22 protein-coding genes are annotated in these 23,542 nt (G+C 57.5%); 8 read left to right on the top strand and 14 right to left on the bottom strand.

Annotated features, from left to right (window positions below; genetic code table 11):
• Nucleotides 1-3: 3 nt before the first annotated feature.
• The 5 genes from AC1D0N_RS29830 to AC1D0N_RS29810 form a co-directional block, all read right to left on the bottom strand.
• On the bottom strand, nt 4-1,077 hold the full coding sequence (locus AC1D0N_RS29830) for a transglycosylase SLT domain-containing protein (RefSeq protein WP_477249979.1): 1,074 nt from the start codon (nt 1,075-1,077) through the stop codon (nt 4-6).
• Between the two features lie 67 nt (nt 1,078-1,144).
• The gene (locus tag AC1D0N_RS29825) at nt 1,145-3,547 is read right to left on the bottom strand and encodes a VirB4 family type IV secretion/conjugal transfer ATPase (RefSeq protein ID WP_477249977.1); all 2,403 of its coding nucleotides are present in this window, start codon (nt 3,545-3,547) and stop codon (nt 1,145-1,147) included.
• A complete protein-coding gene (locus AC1D0N_RS29820; RefSeq protein WP_477249975.1) occupies nt 3,544-3,837 on the bottom strand; it encodes a VirB3 family type IV secretion system protein in 294 nt (97 codons plus the stop codon). The genes AC1D0N_RS29825 and AC1D0N_RS29820 overlap by 4 nt, the downstream gene beginning before the upstream one ends.
• 3 nt (nt 3,838-3,840) lie before the next feature.
• On the bottom strand, nt 3,841-4,155 hold the full coding sequence (locus tag AC1D0N_RS29815; RefSeq protein WP_477249973.1) for a TrbC/VirB2 family type IV secretion system protein: 315 nt from the start codon (nt 4,153-4,155) through the stop codon (nt 3,841-3,843).
• A gap of 12 nt (nt 4,156-4,167) precedes the next feature.
• On the bottom strand, nt 4,168-4,770 hold the full coding sequence (locus tag AC1D0N_RS29810) for a lytic transglycosylase domain-containing protein (RefSeq protein ID WP_477249971.1): 603 nt from the start codon (nt 4,768-4,770) through the stop codon (nt 4,168-4,170).
• A 138-nt stretch (nt 4,771-4,908) separates the two neighbouring features.
• Here AC1D0N_RS29810 and AC1D0N_RS29805 point away from each other — a divergent pair, with 138 nt between their 5' ends.
• From AC1D0N_RS29805 to AC1D0N_RS29795, 3 genes are read left to right on the top strand one after another with little or no spacing between them, the layout of a single operon-like run.
• A complete protein-coding gene (locus tag AC1D0N_RS29805; RefSeq protein WP_477249970.1) occupies nt 4,909-5,511 on the top strand; it encodes a hypothetical protein in 603 nt (200 codons plus the stop codon).
• Nucleotides 5,508-6,056 carry a thermonuclease family protein gene (locus tag AC1D0N_RS29800; protein WP_477249968.1) on the top strand — a complete coding sequence of 183 codons (549 nt, stop codon included), beginning with the start codon at nt 5,508-5,510 and terminating at the stop codon, nt 6,054-6,056. The genes AC1D0N_RS29805 and AC1D0N_RS29800 overlap by 4 nt, the downstream gene beginning before the upstream one ends.
• A complete protein-coding gene (locus tag AC1D0N_RS29795) occupies nt 6,053-6,217 on the top strand; it encodes a hypothetical protein (protein WP_164753924.1) in 165 nt (54 codons plus the stop codon). Before AC1D0N_RS29800 ends, AC1D0N_RS29795 begins: the two co-directional genes overlap by 4 nt.
• Here AC1D0N_RS29795 and AC1D0N_RS29790 read toward each other — a convergent pair.
• Nucleotides 6,214-6,558, bottom strand: coding sequence for a hypothetical protein (locus AC1D0N_RS29790; RefSeq protein WP_477249967.1), 345 nt, complete (start codon nt 6,556-6,558; stop codon nt 6,214-6,216). The genes AC1D0N_RS29795 and AC1D0N_RS29790 overlap by 4 nt on opposite strands.
• A 343-nt stretch (nt 6,559-6,901) precedes the next feature.
• Between AC1D0N_RS29790 and AC1D0N_RS29785 the strand changes: the two genes are divergently transcribed.
• Nucleotides 6,902-8,515 (top strand): RcgA family putative transporter, encoded by a 1,614-nt coding sequence (locus AC1D0N_RS29785; protein WP_477250007.1) that lies wholly within the window; start codon nt 6,902-6,904, stop codon nt 8,513-8,515.
• A complete protein-coding gene (locus AC1D0N_RS29780; protein WP_477249966.1) occupies nt 8,505-9,530 on the top strand; it encodes an RcgR family putative quorum lactone hydrolase in 1,026 nt (341 codons plus the stop codon). Before AC1D0N_RS29785 ends, AC1D0N_RS29780 begins: the two co-directional genes overlap by 11 nt.
• Before the next feature lie 428 nt (nt 9,531-9,958).
• Here AC1D0N_RS29780 and AC1D0N_RS29775 read toward each other — a convergent pair whose 3' ends face one another.
• Nucleotides 9,959-10,459, bottom strand: coding sequence for a helix-turn-helix domain-containing protein (locus AC1D0N_RS29775; protein WP_477249964.1), 501 nt, complete (start codon nt 10,457-10,459; stop codon nt 9,959-9,961).
• A 117-nt stretch (nt 10,460-10,576) separates the two neighbouring features.
• On the opposite strand from AC1D0N_RS29775, the gene AC1D0N_RS29770 reads away from it, so the two are divergent.
• The 3 genes from AC1D0N_RS29770 (at nt 10,577) to AC1D0N_RS29760 (ending at nt 14,842) form a co-directional block, all read left to right on the top strand.
• Nucleotides 10,577-11,179 carry a hypothetical protein gene (locus AC1D0N_RS29770; protein ID WP_477249963.1) on the top strand — a complete coding sequence of 201 codons (603 nt, stop codon included), beginning with the start codon at nt 10,577-10,579 and terminating at the stop codon, nt 11,177-11,179.
• A 58-nt stretch (nt 11,180-11,237) separates the two neighbouring features.
• Complete coding sequence (locus AC1D0N_RS29765; protein WP_477249961.1) at nt 11,238-11,696, top strand: hypothetical protein; 459 nt, start codon at nt 11,238-11,240, stop codon at nt 11,694-11,696.
• A 1,112-nt stretch (nt 11,697-12,808) separates the two neighbouring features.
• Complete coding sequence (locus tag AC1D0N_RS29760) at nt 12,809-14,842, top strand: CocE/NonD family hydrolase (RefSeq protein WP_477249959.1); 2,034 nt, start codon at nt 12,809-12,811, stop codon at nt 14,840-14,842.
• Between the two features lie 159 nt (nt 14,843-15,001).
• Here the strand turns inward: AC1D0N_RS29760 and AC1D0N_RS29755 are convergent, their stop codons facing one another.
• The 7 genes from AC1D0N_RS29755 to AC1D0N_RS29725 form a co-directional block, all read right to left on the bottom strand.
• Nucleotides 15,002-15,589 (bottom strand): IS6 family transposase, encoded by a 588-nt coding sequence (locus tag AC1D0N_RS29755; RefSeq protein WP_477250005.1) that lies wholly within the window; start codon nt 15,587-15,589, stop codon nt 15,002-15,004.
• A gap of 182 nt (nt 15,590-15,771) precedes the next feature.
• Entirely contained in the window at nt 15,772-17,523 is a 1,752-nt protein-coding gene (locus tag AC1D0N_RS29750; protein ID WP_477249957.1) for a CocE/NonD family hydrolase, read from the bottom strand.
• A gap of 100 nt (nt 17,524-17,623) precedes the next feature.
• Nucleotides 17,624-18,622 carry an ABC transporter ATP-binding protein gene (locus tag AC1D0N_RS29745; RefSeq protein ID WP_477249955.1) on the bottom strand — a complete coding sequence of 333 codons (999 nt, stop codon included), beginning with the start codon at nt 18,620-18,622 and terminating at the stop codon, nt 17,624-17,626.
• Nucleotides 18,615-19,622: an ABC transporter ATP-binding protein gene (locus AC1D0N_RS29740; protein ID WP_477249954.1), complete on the bottom strand. Its 1,008-nt coding sequence runs from the start codon at nt 19,620-19,622 to the stop codon at nt 18,615-18,617. Before AC1D0N_RS29740 ends, AC1D0N_RS29745 begins: the two co-directional genes overlap by 8 nt.
• Complete coding sequence (locus AC1D0N_RS29735) at nt 19,619-20,551, bottom strand: ABC transporter permease (protein WP_477249952.1); 933 nt, start codon at nt 20,549-20,551, stop codon at nt 19,619-19,621. Before AC1D0N_RS29735 ends, AC1D0N_RS29740 begins: the two co-directional genes overlap by 4 nt.
• The gene (locus tag AC1D0N_RS29730; protein WP_477249951.1) at nt 20,548-21,549 is read right to left on the bottom strand and encodes an ABC transporter permease; all 1,002 of its coding nucleotides are present in this window, start codon (nt 21,547-21,549) and stop codon (nt 20,548-20,550) included. Before AC1D0N_RS29730 ends, AC1D0N_RS29735 begins: the two co-directional genes overlap by 4 nt.
• Nucleotides 21,549-23,210 (bottom strand): ABC transporter substrate-binding protein, encoded by a 1,662-nt coding sequence (locus AC1D0N_RS29725; protein WP_477249949.1) that lies wholly within the window; start codon nt 23,208-23,210, stop codon nt 21,549-21,551. Before AC1D0N_RS29725 ends, AC1D0N_RS29730 begins: the two co-directional genes overlap by 1 nt.
• Nucleotides 23,211-23,542 lie beyond the last annotated feature (332 nt).

Genomic DNA, 23,542 nt, shown 5'->3' with positions numbered 1-23,542 from the left:
CTCCTATTGCTGTAGAGAATTGATCATGCTGGCAGCGCCGGCAGGATCACTGGTGATGATCATCGAGCGGCTGTCGGCCGAGCTTGYCCCCGCGTTCTCAAGTGCGCATGGTTGCCACCGGCCGCGATCGATCCTCAACCGCTCCAATTCCGCGGGATCACAAGAGAACGGGTTTGGAGAGCCGCTCTTCGGCTGTTGCACCAGCTTGGACGACTGCGATGCCTGAACATTCTGCAACGATAGAAGTTGGGCCAGCAACGTCGTAAAATCCCCCGCCCGGGCGAGGTACTGGTTGGTGACATCGGCGTTGATCCCACGAGCCGACGAGTTCAGCTCCCAGGCGTCCTTGTATTCGGTCACCTGGCCAACGTTGCCCGCCAGCGCGTCGATTGCCGCGCCGTTGGCGCCGATCTGCGATGAGCTTGCATCAAGGCCGCCAGCCGCCTTCCTCACCATGCCCATGGCCGCGTCCTGAGCCGTGCCGCCTGCGCCGTCGGCCGTTACGATCGAGAATGGCGGCGGCGCGGCGGCCGGAGCCTTGCCGCTCGACACATAGTCGTTGAAGTAGCTGTTCCAGCGGCCGACGCCGCCGGCCCATTGGTTCTGCTCGCCTGCGTTCGATCCGTTGTAGAAGGAGGCGAGACAGCTGTAGTTCGTCGCCCCGCATTGCTTCACGCCCATTCCGAGGTATTTGACGCCGCCTTCGACATTTTGCTCGTTCACGTCGCGGTCCAGTCCCATGGACTTGCCGGTGCCCTTGGTCAGCTGCATGACGCCTTTGACGCCGGTGTGGCTCCCGGCGCATGTGTCGAAGCGCGATTCCTGATAGGCGACGGACAGTGCCAGGCCTTCGGGCACGCCGTATTTTTGCGAATAATAGCGGATCATCTTCACGTTGCCCGCGTCGCGCTGCAACGCTTCGGCAGGTGACCGGCGAAACATCTGTGAGCGGTATTTGTTCGAATAGGTGCAGACGACGCTTTTCTTCTTGTCGGTTTCGTCCTTCTTGGCCYCATCCGACTTCGTGCTGTGCTGCTCGTCCTCTTGCCGCTTGTCGAGGTTCRGCCCGTCGATCACCGCGATCTGAGCGACCGCCACGCTCATGCTTTCCGCCGTAGCGAGAGCCATGACCAGACAAGCGCTGCTAAGCCGCTTCGTCATGCTCGTTCTCCCATCCGCAGAAGTATGGCAGCCACATCTCTGGCTCGTCGCCGAAGGTCTCCCGGAGCCGTGCGCATTCCTTGCTGTTGGCTTCGTTCGAGGACAGGACCTTGATGAGATCGGGCATCGCCGACAAATCGAGCTTGGCTACGATCGAGTCGCTGTCGTGCTTGACGAGGAAGGTGCGCGTCTCCTTCGCGGTTCGGCGCACGAACTCGAATTCCTTCGCTGTCAGCGAGAAGCGCTCCACGTAGGATTCTTTGCTCGCCTTGGGGTTGGGGAAGAAAATGTTGGTCTTCGTTTGCTCGATCAGTGACGACGAGATGGAGGAGTTGACGACGTCTTCTGCTGTCTGCGTGCCAAAGCCGACCACGCCGTTGCGGCGACGAATGGTCTTCAGCGTCTCATTGATGAAAGCGGCGAAAACCTCGTCGTCCAGCAGCTTCCAGCCTTCATCGAGGAAAAGCATGATCGGCGAGCCGTCGATGACGTCCTCGAGACGATGGAAGATGTAGAGCAACGCCGCCGAGCGCAGCTTTCGGTCGCCGAGGATCTTCGTCATGTCGAACCCGACAACGGGTTTCGAGAAATCGACCAGATCGACGGGATTGTTGAAAAGCCAGCCCTTGTCCTTCGGGTCGAGCCAGGGTTGTATCCGCGCCGCCAGATCATTCATGCCAGGCATGAGCGAGCCCCGCAGCACTTCCGGCAGCAGGTCGAAGGTCCGCTGTTCGCGCGGTATCTTGTAGATCATGTCGACGGCCGCGTTGATGACGCGCATTTCGGCCACATCAAGCGCGCCGCCTTCCGGTGTCAGAATGTAGAGGAGTAAATCTTCCAGGAAAGAACGGTTTTCCGCCGTGTCATCAAGCTGCAATGGCGCGAACCCGGTCGGCTGAGAGGGTTCCATCACCTCGTAACGACCGCCGAGCGCCCGAACGAAGATCTCGGCGCCGCGCATGTAGTCGAAATAAACACATCGCGGCCGCGGCATGATGCGCATGGCCTGCGCCATCAGGAACGACAGCACCACGGTCTTGCCCGAGCCGGTCGGGCCGAACACCGTGAAGTGCCCGACATCGTGTACGTGGAAATTGAAATAGTAGGCTGTCTGGCTGGTCGTCTCGAGCAAGGCGATGGGCCGTTTCCAATGCAGCCGGTCACGTTGGCCGGACGGAAAATTGTGTCCGGAAAAAAGGCCGGCGAAATTCAGGGACGAGATCAACGCACGTCGCGCGATGTAGCTGAAATTTCCCGGCAACTGCGCCCAGAAGGCCAGTTCCGTGTTCAGTGTCTCGCGGACCGGCACGATCGACATGCGCGAAAGTTCGGCCGTGATGTCGGATAGCGCACGATTGAGACCAGTCATGTCCGGCGCCAATGCCATGACGCTCATGTGATGTTGTCCGAATACGACTTCGCCGCCAGCCAGCTTGTCGGCACCGTCGTGGACGGAGACCTCGACCGTTGTGCCCGCCTCGTCGGAACCCTCGACCTGGTTGGCGATAGTGTTGATCCTGCGCATCGCCGTGACACGGTCTTCGATCGCGAAACTTTGCGTCAGGACAAACTCATGCGGCAGTCGCAACAGACCGTCCAAAGAGCCCGGCGCGGTGAACGGCGGATATTCCTTGATTGACACCATGGCGCCGAGCTTGGCTTGGTCCGGACCGCGAAGTTCCAGCGCCGACTTGCCGAAAAACAGCTGCCGCGTCGCCAGCACATCGCCAAGGGACATGCGCGGCAAAGGCATTTCCACGTCGCCACCACCGGCGAGGATTTTCGCCAGAAATTCGGCGGGCTCGGAAAAGAAGCTGTCGCGGCGCTTCACGACACCGAGAAGACGTCCCCCATATGCGCTGAAATCCTTGACCATGCCGTCGAGGATGTCATGCAATTCGGCTATTGCCTCTTCGCGGGTTTCTTCGCCAGCGGTGCTGATACGGAATGCATTGAGCGCCTTGTCCACCCAGCCGACCCGGCCGACCATCGGGCGCCGTATGACCGTCAGATACGCCTCGTTGACGAAGAGGTTTTTCGAGCCAAGCTCGTCCATGTAGCGGGCGTCGAGCTCGGCCACGAAAGGATTGTCAAAGTCGCCTTCGATTTCCGGGGTCACGTGACGGCGGATGATCGTTGTGTAGACCGCAAACCGAGAGGTCGAAAGATTGCGGAACGTGGTGTTGCGGTTGAACATTCGGCTGTTCAACTCGGCTTGGTCCATGGTCTGGAATGGCAGGCCGCTGAGCCGGATGGCGCCGACCAGAAAGCCGCTCTTCGTCACGATCAGATTGTCATCGACATGGCGAAGGTAGGGGATGTGCATCGCAGCCGGCTTTTCGCGGCGGCGCTCACGGCCAAACTTCAGCTCTGCATCGAGGCTCATGGCGAATAGCTCCTCGCCCCCCAGAAAGTGAGATTCGCCACCGCTCCGCGTTTGGAGACGCGCCGCTCGAAAATATGAAAGATGTAGGAATCGCGCTGGCACAGATATGCGCTTACCAGATGCACCACGCCGAAGACGCCAAGACCGAGCATGAAGCTGCTCGTGGCGATAAAGCCGATCACCGCCAGGATGCCGTTCAGGGCAAAAACTTCATATCGCACCCCCCATTTCATCGGCGGGCGTGTCAGGGGGAGGCTGACCGGCTCGACATAGACTTCCTCGTCGTCCATGGCTCAGCTGCCTCCTGCCGTCGCGCGAACCGCGTCCACCAGCTGGGCAGCGCCGAAGATAAGAGCGATGCCAATGATGATGGAAAAAGCCATCATCCACGCCAGCCGTCCCGTCATGGCGAGGAAGCCGAGAAAACAGACCGCTATGATGGCAAATGAGCGCGCTATGTTGCCCTGCAGAACGCCGACGAACCATTCCAGCACGTTTTCGACTGGCGCCGCCGATTGGGCGTATGCGGTGTCTGGCGCCAGAGCTATTCCGACCGCCGAGGCCAAGGCCAGTTTCAGAGCAAATTTGCCTGCTTTCCTGTATTCCACCCTTGGCTCCTTTCAGTTGCCGAAATCCATGACATGACCCTCCTGCCAAGCGTCTCCGCTTGCTGGCGGACCGGCCGCCAGCATTTCGGATTTGGTCAGGACGGGCTTCTTCACGACACCGCCGAACTTCCAGCGGTTCAGTATCTTCACGATGTATTCAGCCGTCTCCGGATTCACCGGAATGCCCTGCGCCTTGTAGACGCTGTTGGGCCCGGCGTTATAAGCTGCCAGCATCAGCAGCGGATCCTGGAACTCGTCATAGAGTGACTTGAGATAGCGCAGGCCAGCCCGAACATTCACCTGCGTATCGCAACGGTCGCTCACGCCGAGATCGGCCGCCGTGCCCGGCATCAACTGCATGATCCCAAGGGCTCCGGCCTTGGAAGGACCCTGATTGGCGCCGAGATCGCTTTCAGCCCATGCAATCGCCTCGGCCAGATCGGCGTCGAAGCCTTCGTCCAGCGCGACTGAACGCACAAGTTCGGCGACTTCAGTACGGTTTCCGGTCTTGCACGCCCCAGGCCTCTGCGCCCCGACTGAGGTAAGGGCTTGCGCCGGCGTTGCAAAGGCGACCGCGACGCGGTCTGATGCCAGATCCCGGCCGTGCGCTTCCAAGGGCACTGTAGCGGCACACAGGGTGAGCAGAAGAGCTGTTCGCGTGTTCATACTGTTGCCAAAATTTAACACTTTACTATGGCTACACGCAGCCCTAGTAAAGTGTCAACACCATATGCACCGCAGGGACGGATTTCGATGAAACAGATTGCCCTTTGCACGGCTTTGCTGCTCCAGGGCACCGCGGCTTATGCTGCCGGCGCCGACGCTCCAAATGCCTTCGCGCAGCCGTCGGAACACTACCTGCTCCAGTTTGCCAAGCCGGGCGAGAAGGTGTTCGTCTATGAGCGCTACGATGCGAAAGGCGCGCTCTTTCAGCGCGACGCGACGCCCCTCAGTTCGTCGGTTAAGGCGTCGTCGGCGACCGAGCGCGTCATCAACGGCGTGGCCTATCGACTGCGCGGCCTCGCGGCCTGCCCAAATCCAAAGATTACCTACAAGACGCAGGCGTGGGATTGCACGAAGGCCGCGCAGGACTATGAAGAAGGAATCTACAACCATCGTGCTTCTGTCGTGCTTTGCAAAACGCTTGTGCTGCAGAGCAGGAAGGGGGAACCCGACGCCGTGTCGTGTTTTTCTCTCGTGGGTGCGGGCAATACAAACGACCCGTACAACGTCGCCTACGACGATGACGAAATGGTTTTCTTCGGCATGGCCGCAATCGGACGCAACAAGGACGGCAAGTCGCTGCGCCCCGATCTGGAGCACTCCGCCGACCTCGGTGGACAGTTCCAGGAATGAAACAGGCGCGCTTTGCAGTGCTGGCCGCTTTTGGTTTGTGCGCATCGGCACAGGCCCAGGATGCGTCCGAATCTGCTGCGCAAACGCCCTTCGCGGTATCGAAATCGGCTCAACTGCTGACTGGAGATACCTGGCGTGACGGCGACCATCTTTTCCGCCTCTATGGCGTGCAGTCATGTCTTCGCGGCACGTCGGCTGAACAGCCAAATGGGAACAAACTCGATTGCGGGAACATCTCGCTGGCGCATCTGGGAGCACTGTTCGATAGCGCTGCGGTGACATGCCAGCCAATCGGCTACGCCCTCGACAAGGCGGCCTTTGTCGTCTGCGGTGCGCAGCTGAATGGCGACACAATCGACGTCGGCACCGCGCTCATAGCGACCGGATACGCGTTTGCCGCAACGACAGCAAAGGGCAAAGCCGTCAATGAGAACTACCTCGTCGCGGAAATCAACGCTAAGATGAAACGTGCAGGTTTGTGGGGCACGACGTTTCAGCACCCTGTTCAGCTGCTGCTAAATAAGCGGTCGGAGAGACAAGAATGAAGCACGACGATGAGGCGCACAAATATTACTATCCCGTGGAAGGACGCGGTGACGGCGCTATTGGCGGAGCCGCGGCGTTCTTGGCAATCATCTTGGTGCCTGCAGGGCTCTATGCGGCCTGGAATACCGTGGCCTCATGGATTTCAGCGCTCTTCTCCTAGGACTGCAGTTTCGCGAAAGAACCGAGCAACGCGCGAAAATCGTCGACATCAACCTCGCACCAGTCGTTCCCCAACAACCGCCGGAAATAAGCTGCCTTCATTTTCATCTCAACGACATCGGCCACCGGCGCAGCGGCCGCGCGCCGACGCGCGATAGCCTCTTCCGCCATCACCGAATCCAATCGCCGGCCGATCAGGGTCGCATCCGGCCCCCCGGCACTCATCCATCGCCTGCTGAGACGTTCAACCATGGCGACTGCATGACGATGCGCCGCAAGCAGATTCGCGACCCCATCGGCCTCTTCCATCACTCCGTTATTACAGACCACTTGAATGGGCATCGACCGGCTCCATGCGCATGACGATTCGTAAAATGATACCTGGGGAGGCGAAAAAATAGGAATGGGTTCATCCCTCTGCTTGTCGGGCTCCCGAAGCCCTGGCTTCCCCTACCGTTCGCTCATGAGGTCACACTACCCTGCCACCAGACAAACGTTTCAGCGGCCGGCGGTTTGCGAAACATCTCCCACGCAACAAACGTGTTTAGCCTCTCCAGCGGGTCACCCGCCATTCGATCTCTCCCGTGCCGGCCAAAATCGAGTTGATAAAGACGTTGATTGAGGACGAAGGCACGATAGGATACGAAGCCTAGCGAAACGGAACGAAAATAGAGCCTATAAGTTGTTGTTTAGGAACGGAAAATTATTTCTCCCTCCGCCGAGAGACGGGAGCGATTTCAAAAAATTGTTCAAACGACTGGCGGCGGCGGGTGCGGGTCGGCTGTTGGACAAAGACGGGTTTCCTGCTGGCCCCTGGACGCCCGAACTCCTTGCAGAGGCGATTTCACTGATTGATTCCAACGGGGTTGGGGTCGATCTGCGAACTGTGCAGCTTTGGTTTCAAGAGAACGAGAAGGGAATTAGCACTGCCAACATTCGTTGGCTGGCGAGGATTTTTGGATGCGATGATCCGGTCGCAACTAGCGAATGGCAGATGGAGCTTAGTGAGGCGCAATCGCGGTTATCGGCCAAGAGACGAGAATGGAAGAGAGCTGGAGGCAGCGTTGCACAGGAGATTTCAGATACGGCAGCGACTGCGACCATCGGTGACGAGACAGACCCCTCGGTAGAGGTGACACTGGATACTGCCTCCAAGGGGCCGAGCCGGCGCTTTAGTTTGGCGAGGAAATCGGAAGCGTTTTTTAGTCGCGGATCTCCCCTGAATTTACCGGCGTYGGTGTTTGCGGGTGTCACCGCTCTTGGGTTTTTGTCGTATCTTACGGGGATTCACAGCGTGACGTATGGCCGGGCGGATGGCGTCGTCAAGCAGGTTGGGTTTCTATGGACAGCGAATTGGACATTCGTCTTCATGGTATTTTTGCCACTGTTTTTTGCCTTCGTGACCGAGCTGGTGACCTTTTGGAAAGGTGAAGGCCGCCCAAAGCTTGTGGCGCAGGGCGACAAGATGGAAAGCGACGATGCCTGGGAGCGCACCGTACAAGCTTCTTCGTATTCATATTGGGCCGTTTTTTTGATTTGTGTGGTGTTCGCCGGTCTTTTTCAGTGGATCGGCGTGTCTTTAATCCCGTTGCTCAAAGGCGGTGGCAACTATGCGACGGATTGGGGCTCGTTAGCGATTGTGCGCCCTGAGGTTATATCGGTGCCGGAAGCGGTCGTGTTCACCGGGCTCGCTTACCTATATATGTGCCTCTGTTTTTATCTGTTCTTCGTAGGCCTAATTTTGCTTTATACGGTGATCCATGACTTTTGGAGTATTGGAGAAGCAGCGAGTAATCGGCCGGAGGTGGACTATCAACACGAGCTCCATGAAGCCAGCCTCAGGGTTATGCGTGCGATTTTTCGGTGTACTGTTTTGGGACTTCTGATCGCCATATTTATGAAGCTTCAGAGTGCTTACCTGACATCGCGTGGAGAGAATATTGTGTCTTGGTTGGTCGGCGATATGTCTTCCGCCTTAAATGGACGCAACGATGTGAGCGCCGAGCTCATCTACCGTAGGCCGACCCATTACAGTAGCCTTCTTATCGCTATTTCGACCTGTGTGGTATTTGTGTACGGCTCTATCCGTTTAGGTGTCGAACGTCGGTTTTATATGTCTTTGTGGAGGATGTCAGCGATCGTAGCGTTACTCGTGGCAGGCTACTTGCTGATCGATGCATTTGCTGGCTTTTCGATTCTTCTGGGGGTTGGACTGCTGTTCGCAATGTACGGCCTGTTTGATCCAGGGTTGGGGCGAGAGCAAGCGAGTAAGTTAGGAAACAATCAGAGTGTATCATAGTTGGCTTGATCGTTGGGATGAGCGGCGGGCGCGGCGCGGTGAGGAAGGGAAGAAGCCATCGGATTTCGCCCTTGACGCGGAACTCGCCTTTCCAGGTGCGAAGAAGATAACAAGTATCGAGGAATTCTGTGCCCTTGCCGACCAGGCCGTGACTGATCCAGCCTTTTTCGATGACCCGAATGTGAGTGATCAGGGATTTGAAAGGCTAGATGGGTGGCTCAAATTTCCCTCGGACATTTCTACTGGTATCGAACAGAACAATGTCGTCTCGGCGAAGATCACAGAAAGCGGGTCGTTCGACCAGGCGATGGTGATTTTTCACCATTGGAATGCAAGCTCCCGGAATCGTCAGATTGCCAACTTTTTCTCGCAGCGTGGCACCACGGTTGTCGAGATTGCTATGCCTTATCACTTCGAACGGAGCCGGCCCGGCTCCGTGCACGCCGACTATATGCTTAGCCCTAATCTCGGTCGAACGATCCAATCTGTAAGGCAGGCAGTGTTGGATGGGCGAAAACTCATACGTTGGTTGAAAAGCGAAGGCTATCGAGAGATTTCGGTTCTCGGAATGAGCTTAGGTTCCTGGGTTGCGGCCATAGTCGCGGCACACGATTTGGCTGTGTCAAAAGCCTCGTTGTTTCTGACGGCGGGGAGTCTAGCGGATATGGTTTGGACGGGCCGCGCGACACGATCGATACGCGATAGCCTTGAGCCTGAGATTGGGCTGACCGATCTCAGAAGGGCCTGGGGTCCACTTAACTTGGAGAATTACGCGCATAGTTTGGCACGGCCTGATCTGGATCTTCAGGTTGTGTTGGCTAAGAGAGACAAAGTGGTGTTGCCAGAGCTATCGGAGAGGTTCATGCAGAGGCTGAAGGACGCCGGGGCTAGGCCAAATATTATGGAATTAAACTGCGGTCACTATTCGCTCGCCATACCGCCTTATATTTTGTTGACCGGTTTGAGCTTGAAGCGGTTTCTGTCGCGTGCTGACAAGTCGGCCCGGCGAGTATGAGTTTGGCTTTGGCCGGTCAGTTCACCAGCAGATTCTCTGGCAGGCATCACGACACAAAAGTGATGAATGTAGGGTCGCCACCTGGCGGAACCGACCCCTGGAAGTGGCCGACAAACGCGCAGGCATGAGCTGGCAATTGTCGAAAAGGCCACGACCCCTTCTTCTCTACACGCGCCGGCAGGATTGACGGCTTGTTCTCATATGGCTTCGACCCTCAAGGGAAGCTCTTCATCAGCAAGCATTCACGGCGCCGGCACAGTCGTCCATGTCAAACTCCCGTTATCATCCCTGGCGCCAACAGCCTGGCGCCAGCGGCCCGACAGCCGCGGCGGGGCGCGCTAGTCGGCCGCCGGGCCTGACGGCAGGGGCATAGGAGCGGCGCCGGCTGGGTGAATTATAGGCCGTTTAGACACTCGTGGGGCGGCTAGCTAGGTGTCAGTTCTGGGGATCTTTTCGGAAAAGAGGAAGGTCGCAGGATCAAGTTTCAACGCCTTGGCGATCGCGGCAATCGTGTCCACGCTGACGTTGCCGCTCGCCCGTTCCAGTTTCGTGAAAGTCGCCTCCGCCACGCCGATGAGTTCGGCCATCTCATAGCGGTGCAAAGTACGTCTTTGCCGCTCAAAATCGATGATGTGCGCCAGCCGCTTGCGGATCGCATTGTCGTCCAACCGATGCGCCCATTCGGGAACTTTCTTACCGCCGGCGAGCAGTTCTGCAAAAGACAATTGCAAGCCGTTTGCCATCACCTGCAGCGTCGTCAATGTGACATTATTTTTCTGACGCACAGTCTGAATGTAGGTTCGATAGGCCAGTTTTTCGCCCTCGGCGGTCCGAAACAGTTCGGGCATGTGCATATGGGATAGGCCGCGTCTCGCTCTCTCCCGCTCAAGCGTCAGTGCAATGTTGGCGCGCAACGGGTTGTTGACCACGCCTCCGTCGTCTCGTTTCATAAATCGATGTAGTCGCACAAACCTGCCTTTTCGACCTGTCCTTTTTCGCGCGGATAATCCATAGTAAACTGTCAAATCCGCAGCGAGGAAAAGGCTATGACCATACTCAAATTCCTACTAGGGGGTGCCGTCGCCATCGCGGGCGCCGCAGCTCTTCCATCCCAATCAAAAGCGTCGGAATGGGGCTGTCAGGTCCTCCTATGTCTTTCCGGCGACTGGCAAGGCACCCCCTCGTGCCACCCGCCGATTCACAAGTTGATTGCTGCGATGGAAGCTCCGGGTTTTGACTGGCCGACCTGTCCGCAAGCCAACTCCAGCGCGGCGAGATTTGAGAAGTATGAGGATTGTCCATCTGGCTGGCAAGCAGTTGGCAGCTCCGAATCCGATCGGCCGGGCATAGGTCAAGAACGGAACATCTGCCGCATCGCGGCCGATAGGCTCTCCTTGCCCGTTGTTTTCAAAAACAACGCCCTCGGCGGGCATCATGGAGACGGATCACGTCCGGTCCAAATCGAAATCGACGGTAAGGTGGTTGCGGCAACAATCCAGACCGCGGGAAACGATCGAGGGCATTCCCTTGGTAATGGCCCCACCTACTACACCATCCCTCGACCGATGCGCGGAAAGCCCTGGTTCATCGAGTATGATGACGCGAACGGCGTGCGCCAGAAAAGCTGGTTCACTCTCAACATCCCATGAGCCAGGCGATTACGCAGGACGAGGTGCTACGACGGTGACATTTTCAAGGAGGTTTGAAGTGCTCAAGGCGCTTCTCCTGTCCGCTGTGATTATGAACGTAGGCACAGTGTTGGCGGTGGCTGGTCAGAGCGACAAGCCGCGATCAAACGTGGACAACCCTATGTGGCCGGCTTCACTGAAATGGGACTGCAAGACCGCAGCCAAAATCGTGTGCGAGCGCGATGGCAGTTGTTCGGTGGCTGAGGACCACACCGGATTTGTGCTGAATTACGGCAGCAACGAAGCTGAGTTTCCGGCCAGCAATGTCAGGATCAAACGCCACTATCAACAGACCGTGCAGGGGAGTCCTTTGCAGCAGGAAGTTAAAGTTGAATTGGCCGACAATCGCGTTCTTTGGCTGACGGCCGTGGATGCCAGCCGCACTTATTCGCAAGCGTGGGTCGGCGCACTGAGCGAGTTGAAGGGTGGCGCGGTACTGATGGAATCTGAGGGCGTCTATTGCATGCCGCACAAATGAGTGCACCGAGAGGGGACGCGAGCGAGCGAAGGCCGATATAGTCTGACTTGGGACTCCGGCGGTTAAGAAGAGTCCATAGTCGACCGCCGAGTTTTAATCAGACGGTGAGATGGGGCCATTTAACATCTGTCGATCTGAGGCTTAAAGTTGGCTGGACTGTTGGAAGCTAACCGTATTTCTGTCTATGATAACCGGAAAGACTTAGATAAAGGCTATAAATACGTTAAAACGTAAAGAAATATTAAGTTACACTCGTAAAAGTCGCATAATCTATCTTATGGAACTTAGAGGCAGTTCCAAATCTGTTGCAGTTTGGCGTCTTTGTGATCGACACATCCGCTGCCTTTTTTCCGGAGGGAAACTGCTTCGTCAATGCCAGTGATAGCGTTGAATACGCCACCATACGCTTGGACGATGCTCTTCTCATCCACTCTAGAGGTACCACTTGTGCGTCTGTTTGCGGCAACATTTGCTTCTGAAACTCACAGCTTCTCGCCTCTTCGCCGGCCCTGACGTCACAGGGATAGCAACTCGGCGAGTGCGAGCCGCGGGCGACGGTGGGCAGCGGCTCCATGCTGAGATTGTGGACGGCCATTGGCAGGACCATGATCTTCCTGGTGCGCGAGGATTGTTTTGAGGCACAGTGACTGATCAAGGGACCGATCAACGGAGAGGGCTTCCAGCTCTAGGCTAAGGCTTTGATTCCGACTCTCAAACCCAGTGACGTCAGGATCATGTACAATCTTGATTTGCACAGTCATTTGCAAAGGGCGAGATATTATCGATACGACCCCAACCGAACACAACTATTTTGGAAACGACGGAGACAGACCTTAAATCATTCGACGCTAGCTCAGTCCGGGAGTGCTTACGGCATTTCAGACTGAACCATTTTGTGAGCTCCGCATTTCAACTGCCAACGCACTTTGCCGCGAACGTGTCTCCCCCACCAGTTATCTTTCTAAAGAGAACAATCTCTCCAACAAGCGCATCGACCGCTACGTGGCAAAAATTCTGGAGCCTTCGCCTGAAAGGCGGCTCGCTCTCGACGGGAAATCGCTCGACACAAGGGGAATGAAAATGCGGAATCTTTTCAACATGGACGATGAACGATGAAGGTTGCCCTTGGACCGCTACCCATCACGTTAGTCGAGAATGTATGGATTCCGCTTGCTGACGGGACACGTTTGGCCGCAAAAATCTGGTTGCCTGAAGACGCGGCATCCAACCCTGTTCCCGCAATTGTCGACTACATTCCTTACCGCAAGCGTGATAGCACCGCTGTGGGGGACGAACTTGTGTTCCCCTATTTCGCTTCGCATGGCTATGCGAGCATCCGCATAGATATGCGGGGCACTGGTGATTCCGAGGGGTTGTTTGCGGATGAGTTCGTCAAGCAAGAGCAGGACGACGCTGTCGAGGCAATCGAATGGATCACGCAACAGGCCTGGTGCAGCGGCAGTGTGGGCATGATCGGTATTTCGTGGGGTGGGTTCAGTGCATTGCAAGTCGCGGCGCGCAGGCCCAGGGGGCTGAAAGCGATCATAACGCATTGCTCTACTGACGATCGATACGCCGATGATGGGCACTACATGGGCGGATGCATTCTCCACGACACATTGACTTGGGGCATGGCCTGTTCCGTACAAATGGCGCAATCACCTGATCCTGAGATCGTCGGCAAGGAGCGCTGGCGCGCGATGTGGATGGATCGGCTGGAAAATGCGCGTCCGACATTCATTGATTGGCTCACTCATCAGCGCCGAGATGACTTCTGGAAGCATGGATCGGTCTGCGAAGATTACGGCGCAATTGATTGCGCGGTCTTCGCAACTGGCGGTTGGACCGATTCCTTTTCCAACGCTATATTCCGACTTCTTTCGAAGCTAAAGGGGCCACGCAAAGGGATGGTTGGGCCTTGGGGACACAGGTATCCCCACGTAGGTGCTCCCGGACCCGCTATCGGCTATTTACAGGAATGTGTTCGCTGGTGGGATCACTGGTTGAAAGGCAAAGATACCGGCATCATGCAGGAACCGATGCTGCGTAGCTGGATGCTGGATTGGGTCGAGCCAGCGGCGTCTTATGATGAGTGGCCTGGCCACTGGGTCGCAGACCCGAGTTGGCCGTCGCCGCATGTAACGTCACGGGTCTACAGACTGGGAACGGGCCGGTTGTCCGAGCAGGCACTACCGGAAGCAACTCTTGACATCTGTTCACCCGCTAGCGTTGGAATTGCAGGCGGCGAATGGTGCCCTTATTCACTCGGGGGAGGAGGTGCACTTGCTCCGGACCTACCACTGGATCAGCGGTGGGACGACGGCGGCTCCTTGGTATTCGACAGTGAACTCTTGACTGACGCCGTGCCAATCCTGGGCGCACCCGTCATCGAATTGGAGATCAGTTGCGACAAGCCGACAGCTATCCTCGCGGTTCGTCTTTCGGATGTCAGCACGTCGGGAGAAGTCACGCGAGTCACCTATGGACTGCTTAACCTTTCGCACCGCAATGGCCACGAAGATTTGCAGCCGATGGAGGCTGGAAAGTCGTGCCGCATCCGCCTCGCTATGAACGAGATTGGGTATACCTTCCCGCCGGGTCACCGGATTCGGTTGTCGGTTTCCACCGCCTACTGGCCGATCGCCTTCCCTGCGCCGGAGCGCGCCACGTTGACAGTGCAGGCAGGAGCAAGCGGTCTGCAGATGCCGATCCGAATGCCTCAACCCGGTGACGACGACCTGCCAGCCTTTGGCGAGCCGGAGGGTTCTCCCCCTATGGCGACCACGGTGCTGACGCCCGGCAATGTCGAGCGGTTCGTTCGCATCGACGCAGTGCCGAGGCAGGTGACCGTCACACTGAAGCGCGATAATGGCACCTGGCGTCTCGACCCGCTCGGCACGGTCCTTGGCTTTAAGAAGCACATGATATACTCGGTCGCAGAAAACGATCCAACATCGGCTCGCACGGAAATCTACTTCCGATATGAGCGGGGCCGCGGAGCCTGGCAGACGGCGGTACAGGGACGGACAGTCATGACCGCTACCAAGTCGACGCTTCAATTGCAGTTTGATTTCGATGCTTTCGAAAGCGGCGAGCGCATCTTTTGCAAATCGTGGTCGGAAACTATTCCCCGCGACCTCGTCTGAATCGGAAAGAAAAAGCGGCCCGCTCGAAAGCGAACCACTCGACGAAGATACGTTCGATCATGAATAATATCGTAGGCAGTATAAGCCGCCGGGTCCTTTCTCAAGGCTGACGCGCTTGTGGCGCCCAGAGCCGGCTCCATCGTCGCGGACCAAGACGATCTAGCATCGATGCGCGAGTATATTGACTTCTGCCGCCTCCCAAGGCGTACCTGCCCGGCAGCGAGCTTTGGCGCGGTGGCCGTCGATTTGAAGCCGCTTGATGCGCCGATGGTCCTGTGGGATCCGATTGTTCAAATACTGGCTCCGGCGGATCCGGATCGGCTTCAGCCGGCTCTGGGCGCGATCCTGCAAGCGATTTGTGGTGTCGCAGGAAACGATCGGCTGGTCTGGCCCCCGTCGATGACGACGCGACCCGGTCGGCCATGACGCCTTTCTGAAGAAGCGCTTGGCCGCCGGCAAGTCGCGCTGCTCGCTGAACCAAAACTCGACTGTGTCGCCGACACTGTCGGTGGCGCGATAGAGGTACATCCACTGGCCACGGACCTTGATGTAGGTCTCGTCGACATGCCATCTGCCGGTCACGCAACGCTTGCACCGGTTGAAGCGCTCCAGCAACACGGGCGCGAAGCGGACCGTCCAGCGGCGGATGGTCGTGTGATCGACGGTAATGCCGCGCTCGGCCATCATCTCCTCAAGATCACGCAGGTTCAGATTGTAGGCGAGGTACCAGCGCGCGCAAAGCCGGATCTCTGATTGGTCGAACTAGGCGGCCTTTAAACACCGCAATCCTGCGAAATGGTCGAAGGATCCCTTGCCACTCGCGAGTAACAAAAACGGTGCAACAAATCCGCGCAGGTTCCTCATCTCACTTTCCCTATCGGCTCGGACCGTCCTACCGAATGGGAGCCAGCCACCAATTGAGCTGAAGCTTACCGGATTGGCAGTCCACCAGGCACGAATTCAGTTCCCCTTCGGAAGGGTTGAGCTCGGAGCGAGCCTAATTCAGGCGCGGGTGCTTGCGCTATCGCCCCGGGCAGAATGGGAAGGAGAATTCTCGATGGATACTTCTCGGAGTGAAAGACCCGGTTGATGGATGGGCCGCCGGCAGGAATGCAGCTGTATTCGCAATGCGGGATGGGATTGGGAGCGCCGATGGTTAGTTCGAGGCAATGCCCTTGTCGGACGGCGTGAGCGATCGGGTTCAGCAACGACATCCGTATCTCGTAGATTTCACCCGGAACCAGTTTTTCACTTTTTCGAAATAAATGAACCACTTCGTCAGAATAGGTTCGATTTTCATCGATTGCGCGGAGTGAAGTCCGCAGCAAGCCTCCTTGTAGGAAGAGTACATTTCCATCGGCATCGATGTCTTTCATTGTTAATTCGAGGTCGGCGTCATCTCCATGGTCAATACTCAAATAGAGCGTTATTTCTGGATTTCCAAGCAGCACCATATCCGAGGTGGCAGGGGCCGTTCGGTAATTCAACACTCCTTGGGGATAGGGCAGGATTGCGAATTGCTGGTTGCTTCCGAAAAGTTCCGCTCCCGTCGGGTAGAGGTAAGCCCGAACGCCCTCGGTCTGGCCAGCAACCGGCCTGTCAAGCGAGAGCGCGGCGTCGGCGGTGAGATAAAAGGGACGACGCTCAACGGTCGGTTCTGGCCAAGTCGTGTGCATTGTAGTCCAACCGGCAGCCGATTTCTTGGCATCCCCATCAGGCTCCCGAACGTCCCAGAATACCGTGACCGGCAATTCCTGTTCTATGCCATTGTCTACGCCTTTCACCCAGCGGTCTAAGAATTTCATTCGCTCACTGTCTACTAGACTATAGCCTTTTGGCCCGGGTCCGGCGATTAAATGATCGCCGTTCATCAAGAGAAGTTTTTTATGCTTCACTTTCGTCAATAGTTGGGTAAATAGCCGGGTGCTTTCCCTGCCCGCACCGCCGGCGGTGTCTTGCCACGAGGCAATAAGCATAGTGGGGATATTGACTCTGCCGGCGACCTCATCACGAGCTAGATAGATCGAATCCCACCATTCATCCTTTAGCGGGTGCTTTCTCACCTCGTCAAGAAAGGCACTTTTGACGACCTGCTTTCCGCTCCCACGAATTGCGGCACATTCCGTATCGCCCTCGCTTATCCGCCATTCCACACCGGCCACCTGCCTGACGAACTCACTTCTAAGCGCCCATGTGGCCGTGCCCAGCTGGAACATCCCGCCTACGTAGATCCAATCCTCATAACCATCCTCGACCCCGCTAGCTACTATGGCTCTTAAGTGAGGAGGGCGCTCTGCCGCGACCCAGAATTGAATCGTGCCTCCATAGGAGTTGCCGATCATGCCAACATTGCCGTCGCTCCAGGGCTGCTCTGCAATCCATTCGACGACTTCCGCACCGTAAATCCCTTCCTTTTGCTCGAACCAATAGTCGAGGACACCTTCCGAGCAACCCGTCGCGGGCAAGTTGGCGCCAACGAAGGCGTAACCGGCTTCAAGAAACGGCTTCGCGATTTCGAAAGGTGTGGCACTCTGTGTATATGCGGAATACTCAAAAACACTTGGGGAGCGACCAGACCTCAAGTGATATGAAATGTAAGCAATGCGTGTTCCGTCCTTCATAGGCACGTAACCGATTTCACGCACGACATCGGCTTCAGTAAGATTCGCGTTAAGCGGCATTTGCAGATCTCCTTAAATTCTGGTTCCAACTTCATAGACGGCCAAGCAGGTACCCGGCGCTATCCAGCGAAATGACAGGATCGATTGGCGTTGTCAGCGCTCACGCCAGCCAGCAGGCTGACAGGTGCTTTGGTCCAACCTCAATGGGTGGCGGCTCCTCCACTTTACAGCGATCGAAGGCGACAGGACAACGCGGATGGAAGCGGCAGCCCTTCGGCACGCGTGCGGCGCTTGGAACCTCGCCCCGCAAGGCGGGCAGCTTGCCGCGATCTGCGTTGCCGCCAATCTGCGGGGTGGCATTGCGCAGGGCGACCGTATAAGGGTGGCGCGGGTTGAATGTGATCTCATCGGCGGTGCCGATTTCGACCAATCGCCCGAGGTACAGCACGGCAATCCGGTCGGCGATCAGCCAGGCGAGCGGCAGGTCGTGGGTGATGAACAGCAGCGCCATGTTGTGCTTGTCGCGCAGGTCAACCAGGACCTGAAGAATCTGTGCGCGAATCGAGACATCGAGCATCGAGACAGGTTCATCCGCAACGATGAGCTCCGGCCTCACGGCAAGGGCTCCGGCAATCACAACCCGCTGGCGCTGCCCGCCAGACAGCTCGTGCGGGAAGCGGGCGAAGAAATCACCGGGAGGATTAAGCCCGGCGTACGCAAGAGCTTCACTGATGCGCTCGGTGAGTTGGGGATGGTTCTCGACCAACCCCAGAGAGCGCAACGGCTCCGCCACAATATCAAATACGGTGTGTCGCGGGTTGAGCGCCTGATAGGCGTCCTGGAAGATCATCTGCACGCGGTGGCGGTAAGGACGCAGAGCCGATGTCCCTTGAACTGACGTCATATCGCGCCCTTCGAATAGCAACCTGCCGCCGGTTGGCTGAGAAAGCTTGGTAATGACGCGGCCCACGGTCGTCTTGCCGCTTCCCGATTCGCCGACCAGGGCAACGATCTCACCCCGTCCGACGTTGAGGTCGACCCCGTCCACCGCGCGCACGGCGCCGGCAGGTCGGCCCAGGACACGGTCGAACAATCCGCCTTGGATTGGGAAGTGGACCTGCAGGTTCTGCAGGCTCAGGATGTCGGCGCTGTCAGGCATGAACTGCAACCTTGTCTTCTTGCGAGGACCGGTGGAGGTGACAGGCGACGTGTCCCCCCTCAATCCTATCGAAGCCGGGGACTTCGGTCGCACATACTCCCATGGCGAACGGGCAGCGTGGATGGAAAGCGCAGCCTGAGGGTCGATTCACCAGGTTAGGGGGATCACCGGGAATGGGCCGGATCATCTTCTTGCCGTTCGCCGGGTTCGGGATCGAGTCGATCAGCAGTCTGGTGTACGGGTGCTTAGGTCTGGCGAAGATCTCGGCGACAGTGCCATCCTCGACGATGCGGCCCGCGTACATGATCATCACGCGATCACAACACTCAGCCACGACAGAAAGGTCGTGGGTGATCAAAATCAGGGCGAGGTTAAGCTGCGATCGCAACTCTCCTAGCAGCTTAAGGATCTGAGCCTGTGTGATGACGTCGAGCGCCGTAGTCGGCTCATCGCCGATGACGATGGAAGGGCGGCATGCGAGTGCCATGGCAATCATCACCCTTTGCCGCATACCGCCCGACAACTCGTGGGGATAGGCGGAACCGCGATCCGCCGGAATGCCGACGAGCTCGAGGAGCTCCCTTGCCCGCGCCGTCGCCTCGCCACGGGACATGCCGACCTTCAGCATACACGGCTCGGCGATCTGCTTGATGATGCGGTGAACAGGATTAAGCGCATTCATTGCGCCCTGGAAGATGACGGACGTTTCGCTCCAGCGATGTGGCCGCATCGCCGCATCATCGTCGATAGGCAGTCGCTTTCCGCGATAGCGTACCTCGCCCTCGCTGACCCGTGCGTTGGGAGATAGCAGGCCGGCAATCGCCATTGCGGTCGTGGTCTTGCCACTGCCTGATTCACCGACCAGGCCAACGGCTTCTCCAGCTCGGAGCACGAAGCTTACGTCATCGATTGCTCGCAATGAAAGGCCCTTGGGGTGATAGTCAACAGTGAGCCCATCCACTTCCAGAAGCGAGACGTTATCCCGAGAGGGGTTTGTCATGGAATTACCCGCCGCCGTGGATTGAAAGTGTCGTCGAGGGCATTGCCAATCAGGACGAAGCTAAGGGAAACGGTGAGGACGCACACTCCGGGGGCGCCGAGATACCACCAGGCTCCGGCGCTAGCGGCTCCAGCGCGTTGAGCGAGCGACAGCAAAGTGCCCCATGAAGGCTGCAACGGATCGCCAAGCCCCAGGAACGAGAGGGATGTCTCAACATAAATTGCGCCGGCGACGACCAGAGCGCCATTGGCTGCGATTTGCGGCACGAGGTTGGGGAGGATGTGCCGCATCATGATGCTGAGATTACTGCTGCCCGCAACGCGCGCGCGATCAATGAATGTTCGCTCCTTAAGCGACAGTGTCTGGCTGCGAACGATACGTGCAACGAACGCCCAGCTTGTCATGCCGATAACGACAAGGATCACAAAAAGAGAAGGACGGAAGCCGAGGATTTCTCTGCCCCGCCCCATCACCTCGAGAGCTACGGGAGTGATGACGAGCGCCAGAACGAAGGACGGCATGACGAAAAAGAAGTCCGTCAAGCGCATCAGCCAAACGTCCACCCAGCCGCCAAAGTAGCCCGCGGACATTCCGACCGCAGTCCCGACGATGAGGCTAATCACGGTCGCCAGCAGCGCGATTGTAAGCGAGATCCGGGCACCATGGACGACCAGGTTGAGCACGTCCCGCCCAACTTCGTCTGTCCCCAGCAAATGCTGGCTTGATGGTGGTACGAGGAAATCGCCGGTTGCGTTAATCGCAGTCTGAAGCGGTCCCACGAGAATATTGGGCATCGCTGCCATAACAAGAAATAATACCAGACAAAACAGGCCAAGCTGAGCCCCGCCATAGCCAAGAAATTGGGATAGAAAGCCCCTGATAGCTCGTGCCCGGATACGCGAGAGAGATTGAACAGTACTTTTGCTCATTGCCGAACTCGTGGATCAAGAAGGCTGTAGGCAAGATCGGCTGCGAGGTTCGCGACGACGATCGACGCACCGAGCAACAAGAATATCCCTTGAAGGACCGGATAATCCCGCGCATTGAGCGCGTCGACCGTGAGGCTTCCTATCCCTGGCCAAGCGAACACGCTTTCGACGGTTATGGCACCCGCCACTACGTACCCGAGATTAAGCGTCACTAGGGTCACGACGGGCAGCATCGCATTACGAAAGGCATGACGCATCAGCATCTGACCATTGGTTAGTCCCTTGGCCCGAGCGGTCACCATGTAGTCCTCCGTGACAACCTCGCTCATGGCTGCACGAGCGACCACGACGTATTGGCCGATGAGTCCAAGGGCGACCGCCGTGACCGGAAGCGCGAGATGCCGCAAGTAATCAAGCAACCCATCAAGGGAACCACTGATAGCGCCAGGCGAGTATGCACCGTAACCAGGAAGCCACCCCAATACCGTGCTGAAGATCACTACCAGGAGCATGCCGAGCCAGAAAGATGGCGTCGAATAGAGCGCGAGAGAGGCTCCCGTGGCGATTTGGTCGACGGCTCCTCCTCTGCGCCAACCGGCATATACGCCAAGCATAACCCCGCACAGGATAGCGATGAATTGGGCTAGGCCGACCAGGGCGATGGTGGCCGGCAACCGCTCCACGATCAGGTCGGCGACCCGCTGGCCCCTAAACTTGAAACTATAGCCGAAATCGCCACGGAGAGTTGCCGACAAGTAGTCAACCACCTGGTCCGGAAACAGCGGACGGTCAAGGCCCCAGTTCTGGCGTTGCGCCTCGATCTGCTCGGCGGTTACCGAGCTGCGCGCCCCCCCCAACAGCATGTTAGCGGGGTCGCCCGGAATCACCCTGAACAGGATGAAGTTCAGCGTCGCCACCATCAGAAGCGTCATGACCGCCCTGATCAGGATGCTCCCGAGTCGCCGGCTCGTCCGGCTTCCGCTAGCGTTGCCTGCCATCAAATCGACTTCAAGCGATCGAGCGGGAAATAACTCCACATCGACAGCATGTCGCGCTCCCCCCACCCCTTGAAACAATTTTTGCCATGCGCTTCGAGCAAGAACGGGTAACTGAGAATGATGTAGGGCGCCTCGGTATAAATAAGGCGGGCCGCCTGATCAATCAACTCCTGGCTCTTTTTGAGATCGACGGTGACCTCGACCTGAGACAGAAGTTGATCGAACTTCTCATTGCTCCAGTGTGACCTGTTGCTCCGATCAGCACTTTTGCCTAAAACGAGCAGATCGTGAGGACTGGGAGTCGCCCAGTGATTGAGTACGAGCAGGTCCCAGCCACCCCCGCCCTTCGCCGGCGCCGCCGTGCGGGCGTTGAGCGCTCCGGACTCGAGCTGGGTCACCGATATGGGGATGCCGATTTGTCCCAACCAATCAGCGATAAGCTGCACCGCCGCAGTCGGTATATCTACGTTTCCTATCGATCCCGTGATCAACTCAAGCTGAAAGCTGTTTCCATCCTTGTCCTCCCGGATGCCGTCTCCGTTCGTGTCCTTGTAACCTGCCGCATCCAACCGCCGCGACGCCTCTTTCAAATCGAAGTGGCGCTTAATGTCACTCAGGTCCGAGTAGTAATCGGTCGCCACCGGCATGACTATTCCCACGCCAGGGTCGGCGTGCCCGCGGAGGGCGCGATCGACGATGGCCTTCTGATCGACCGCGTAGCCGATCGCATCGCGAAACGCCGGATCCTGCAGCGCCTTGGTACTGCCCGCGCCATCCCCGGAAACCGTGTTGAAGGCCAAATAATCCCGCTGTTCAATGCGCGATTCTCCAACTACGATATCGGGATCCTTCGAGAGGTCCGCCCACTGGGCCGCGGTTAGGTAGACGCCGTAGTCAAGATCTCCGCTCTTCAGACCCTGCGCGATTGGATCGGCCACACTGAAGAAACGGAAGACCATCCCCTTCGTCGCCGGCTGCCCGGTGCGAAAGTACTGATTGGGGGTGAATCGAGCAAACTGACCTTGCTGAAACTCCGAAATGACCATTGGCCCAGTTCCCACCACAGGCGCGTCGTTCCGGAACGTGCTGCGCGCATCGGCATAGCTGACATTCTTCCATATGTGCTCGGGGACAATCATCGTGGCGTTGTCAACCGGCCAACGTGTTGGGATTTTGGTCACGATTTGTAAAGTCTCGTCATCGGGTGCCGTGATGGACCCGATGTTCTCCAGACCGCTTGTGTTGTTCCAACCGGCGTTCAACTCGTCGGGCTTACCCATGGAGCCGCGCAGATAGTTGTAAGTGAATGCGGCATCTCTGGCCGTCGCAGGCTTTCCGTCCGACCACTTCATGTTAGGCCAGATCTTGAAAGTCCAGGTGAGGTTGTCCTCGGCAACGGACCACGATTCGGCAAATCCCTTTCGATCGTCATGTCGCTGGGCGTCCACGGCAACCAGCCAGTCATAGGTGAAGGCCAGCGGCCAAAAGTTGCTCCAGGAGGCGAATGGATTCAACGTATCGGGGGAGAAGATTGCGCCGATGCGCACGATGCCGTCCCCGCACGACGCGGCGAAAGCCCTTGAGTTCAAGACCCACGGTGCAGCCGATCCCAACAGCATCGCGTTGATGACGGCACGGCGGTTAAGTTGCAACTTATTCATTCTTTTCTCCCTTTTTGGCTCCGGTCCGGTTCTCGTCGCAGTCGCTGCCCGCTAGGTTAAGGCACTACCAAGGCATTCGAGACCCCTTGTTTCGCGAAGCGATGCCCTGCAGCGTCGAAAATCTGCACACCGAGCGGGTGGTTCATTTGCCAGAAGCGATGTGCAGCGGCAATTGGTCCATCTTGTTTCCCTGTATTGGCGTGTGTCGCTAGACGGGATCTCACACCAGATTACGGTCACAACGGCGTATTTGTGCTTCAAAGGGCAAGGCCTGTTGAAACGGAGCGGTCATAATTCGCTAGTGTTTGATCCAGTTGCGTCGAGCGCAAGCG

This window comes from Mesorhizobium sp. P2_E10 (genome assembly GCF_056404235.1).
This window is presented reverse-complemented; position numbering and strand designations above follow the sequence as displayed.

Coding starts and splice junctions, on each gene's coding strand:
- AC1D0N_RS29825 (WP_477249977.1), bottom strand. CDS start 3,547: ATGAGCCTCGATGCAGAGCTGAAGTTTGGCCGTGAGCGCCGCCGCGAA.
- AC1D0N_RS29820 (WP_477249975.1), bottom strand. CDS start 3,837: ATGGACGACGAGGAAGTCTATGTCGAGCCGGTCAGCCTCCCCCTGACA.
- AC1D0N_RS29805 (WP_477249970.1), top strand. CDS start 4,909: ATGAAACAGATTGCCCTTTGCACGGCTTTGCTGCTCCAGGGCACCGCG.
- AC1D0N_RS29800 (WP_477249968.1), top strand. CDS start 5,508: ATGAAACAGGCGCGCTTTGCAGTGCTGGCCGCTTTTGGTTTGTGCGCA.
- AC1D0N_RS29795 (WP_164753924.1), top strand. CDS start 6,053: ATGAAGCACGACGATGAGGCGCACAAATATTACTATCCCGTGGAAGGA.
- AC1D0N_RS29790 (WP_477249967.1), bottom strand. CDS start 6,558: ATGCCCATTCAAGTGGTCTGTAATAACGGAGTGATGGAAGAGGCCGAT.
- AC1D0N_RS29770 (WP_477249963.1), top strand. CDS start 10,577: ATGACCATACTCAAATTCCTACTAGGGGGTGCCGTCGCCATCGCGGGC.
- AC1D0N_RS29760 (WP_477249959.1), top strand. CDS start 12,809: ATGAAGGTTGCCCTTGGACCGCTACCCATCACGTTAGTCGAGAATGTA.
- AC1D0N_RS29750 (WP_477249957.1), bottom strand. CDS start 17,523: ATGCCGCTTAACGCGAATCTTACTGAAGCCGATGTCGTGCGTGAAATC.
- AC1D0N_RS29745 (WP_477249955.1), bottom strand. CDS start 18,622: ATGCCTGACAGCGCCGACATCCTGAGCCTGCAGAACCTGCAGGTCCAC.
- AC1D0N_RS29740 (WP_477249954.1), bottom strand. CDS start 19,622: ATGACAAACCCCTCTCGGGATAACGTCTCGCTTCTGGAAGTGGATGGG.
- AC1D0N_RS29735 (WP_477249952.1), bottom strand. CDS start 20,551: ATGAGCAAAAGTACTGTTCAATCTCTCTCGCGTATCCGGGCACGAGCT.
- AC1D0N_RS29730 (WP_477249951.1), bottom strand. CDS start 21,549: ATGGCAGGCAACGCTAGCGGAAGCCGGACGAGCCGGCGACTCGGGAGC.
- AC1D0N_RS29725 (WP_477249949.1), bottom strand. CDS start 23,210: ATGAATAAGTTGCAACTTAACCGCCGTGCCGTCATCAACGCGATGCTG.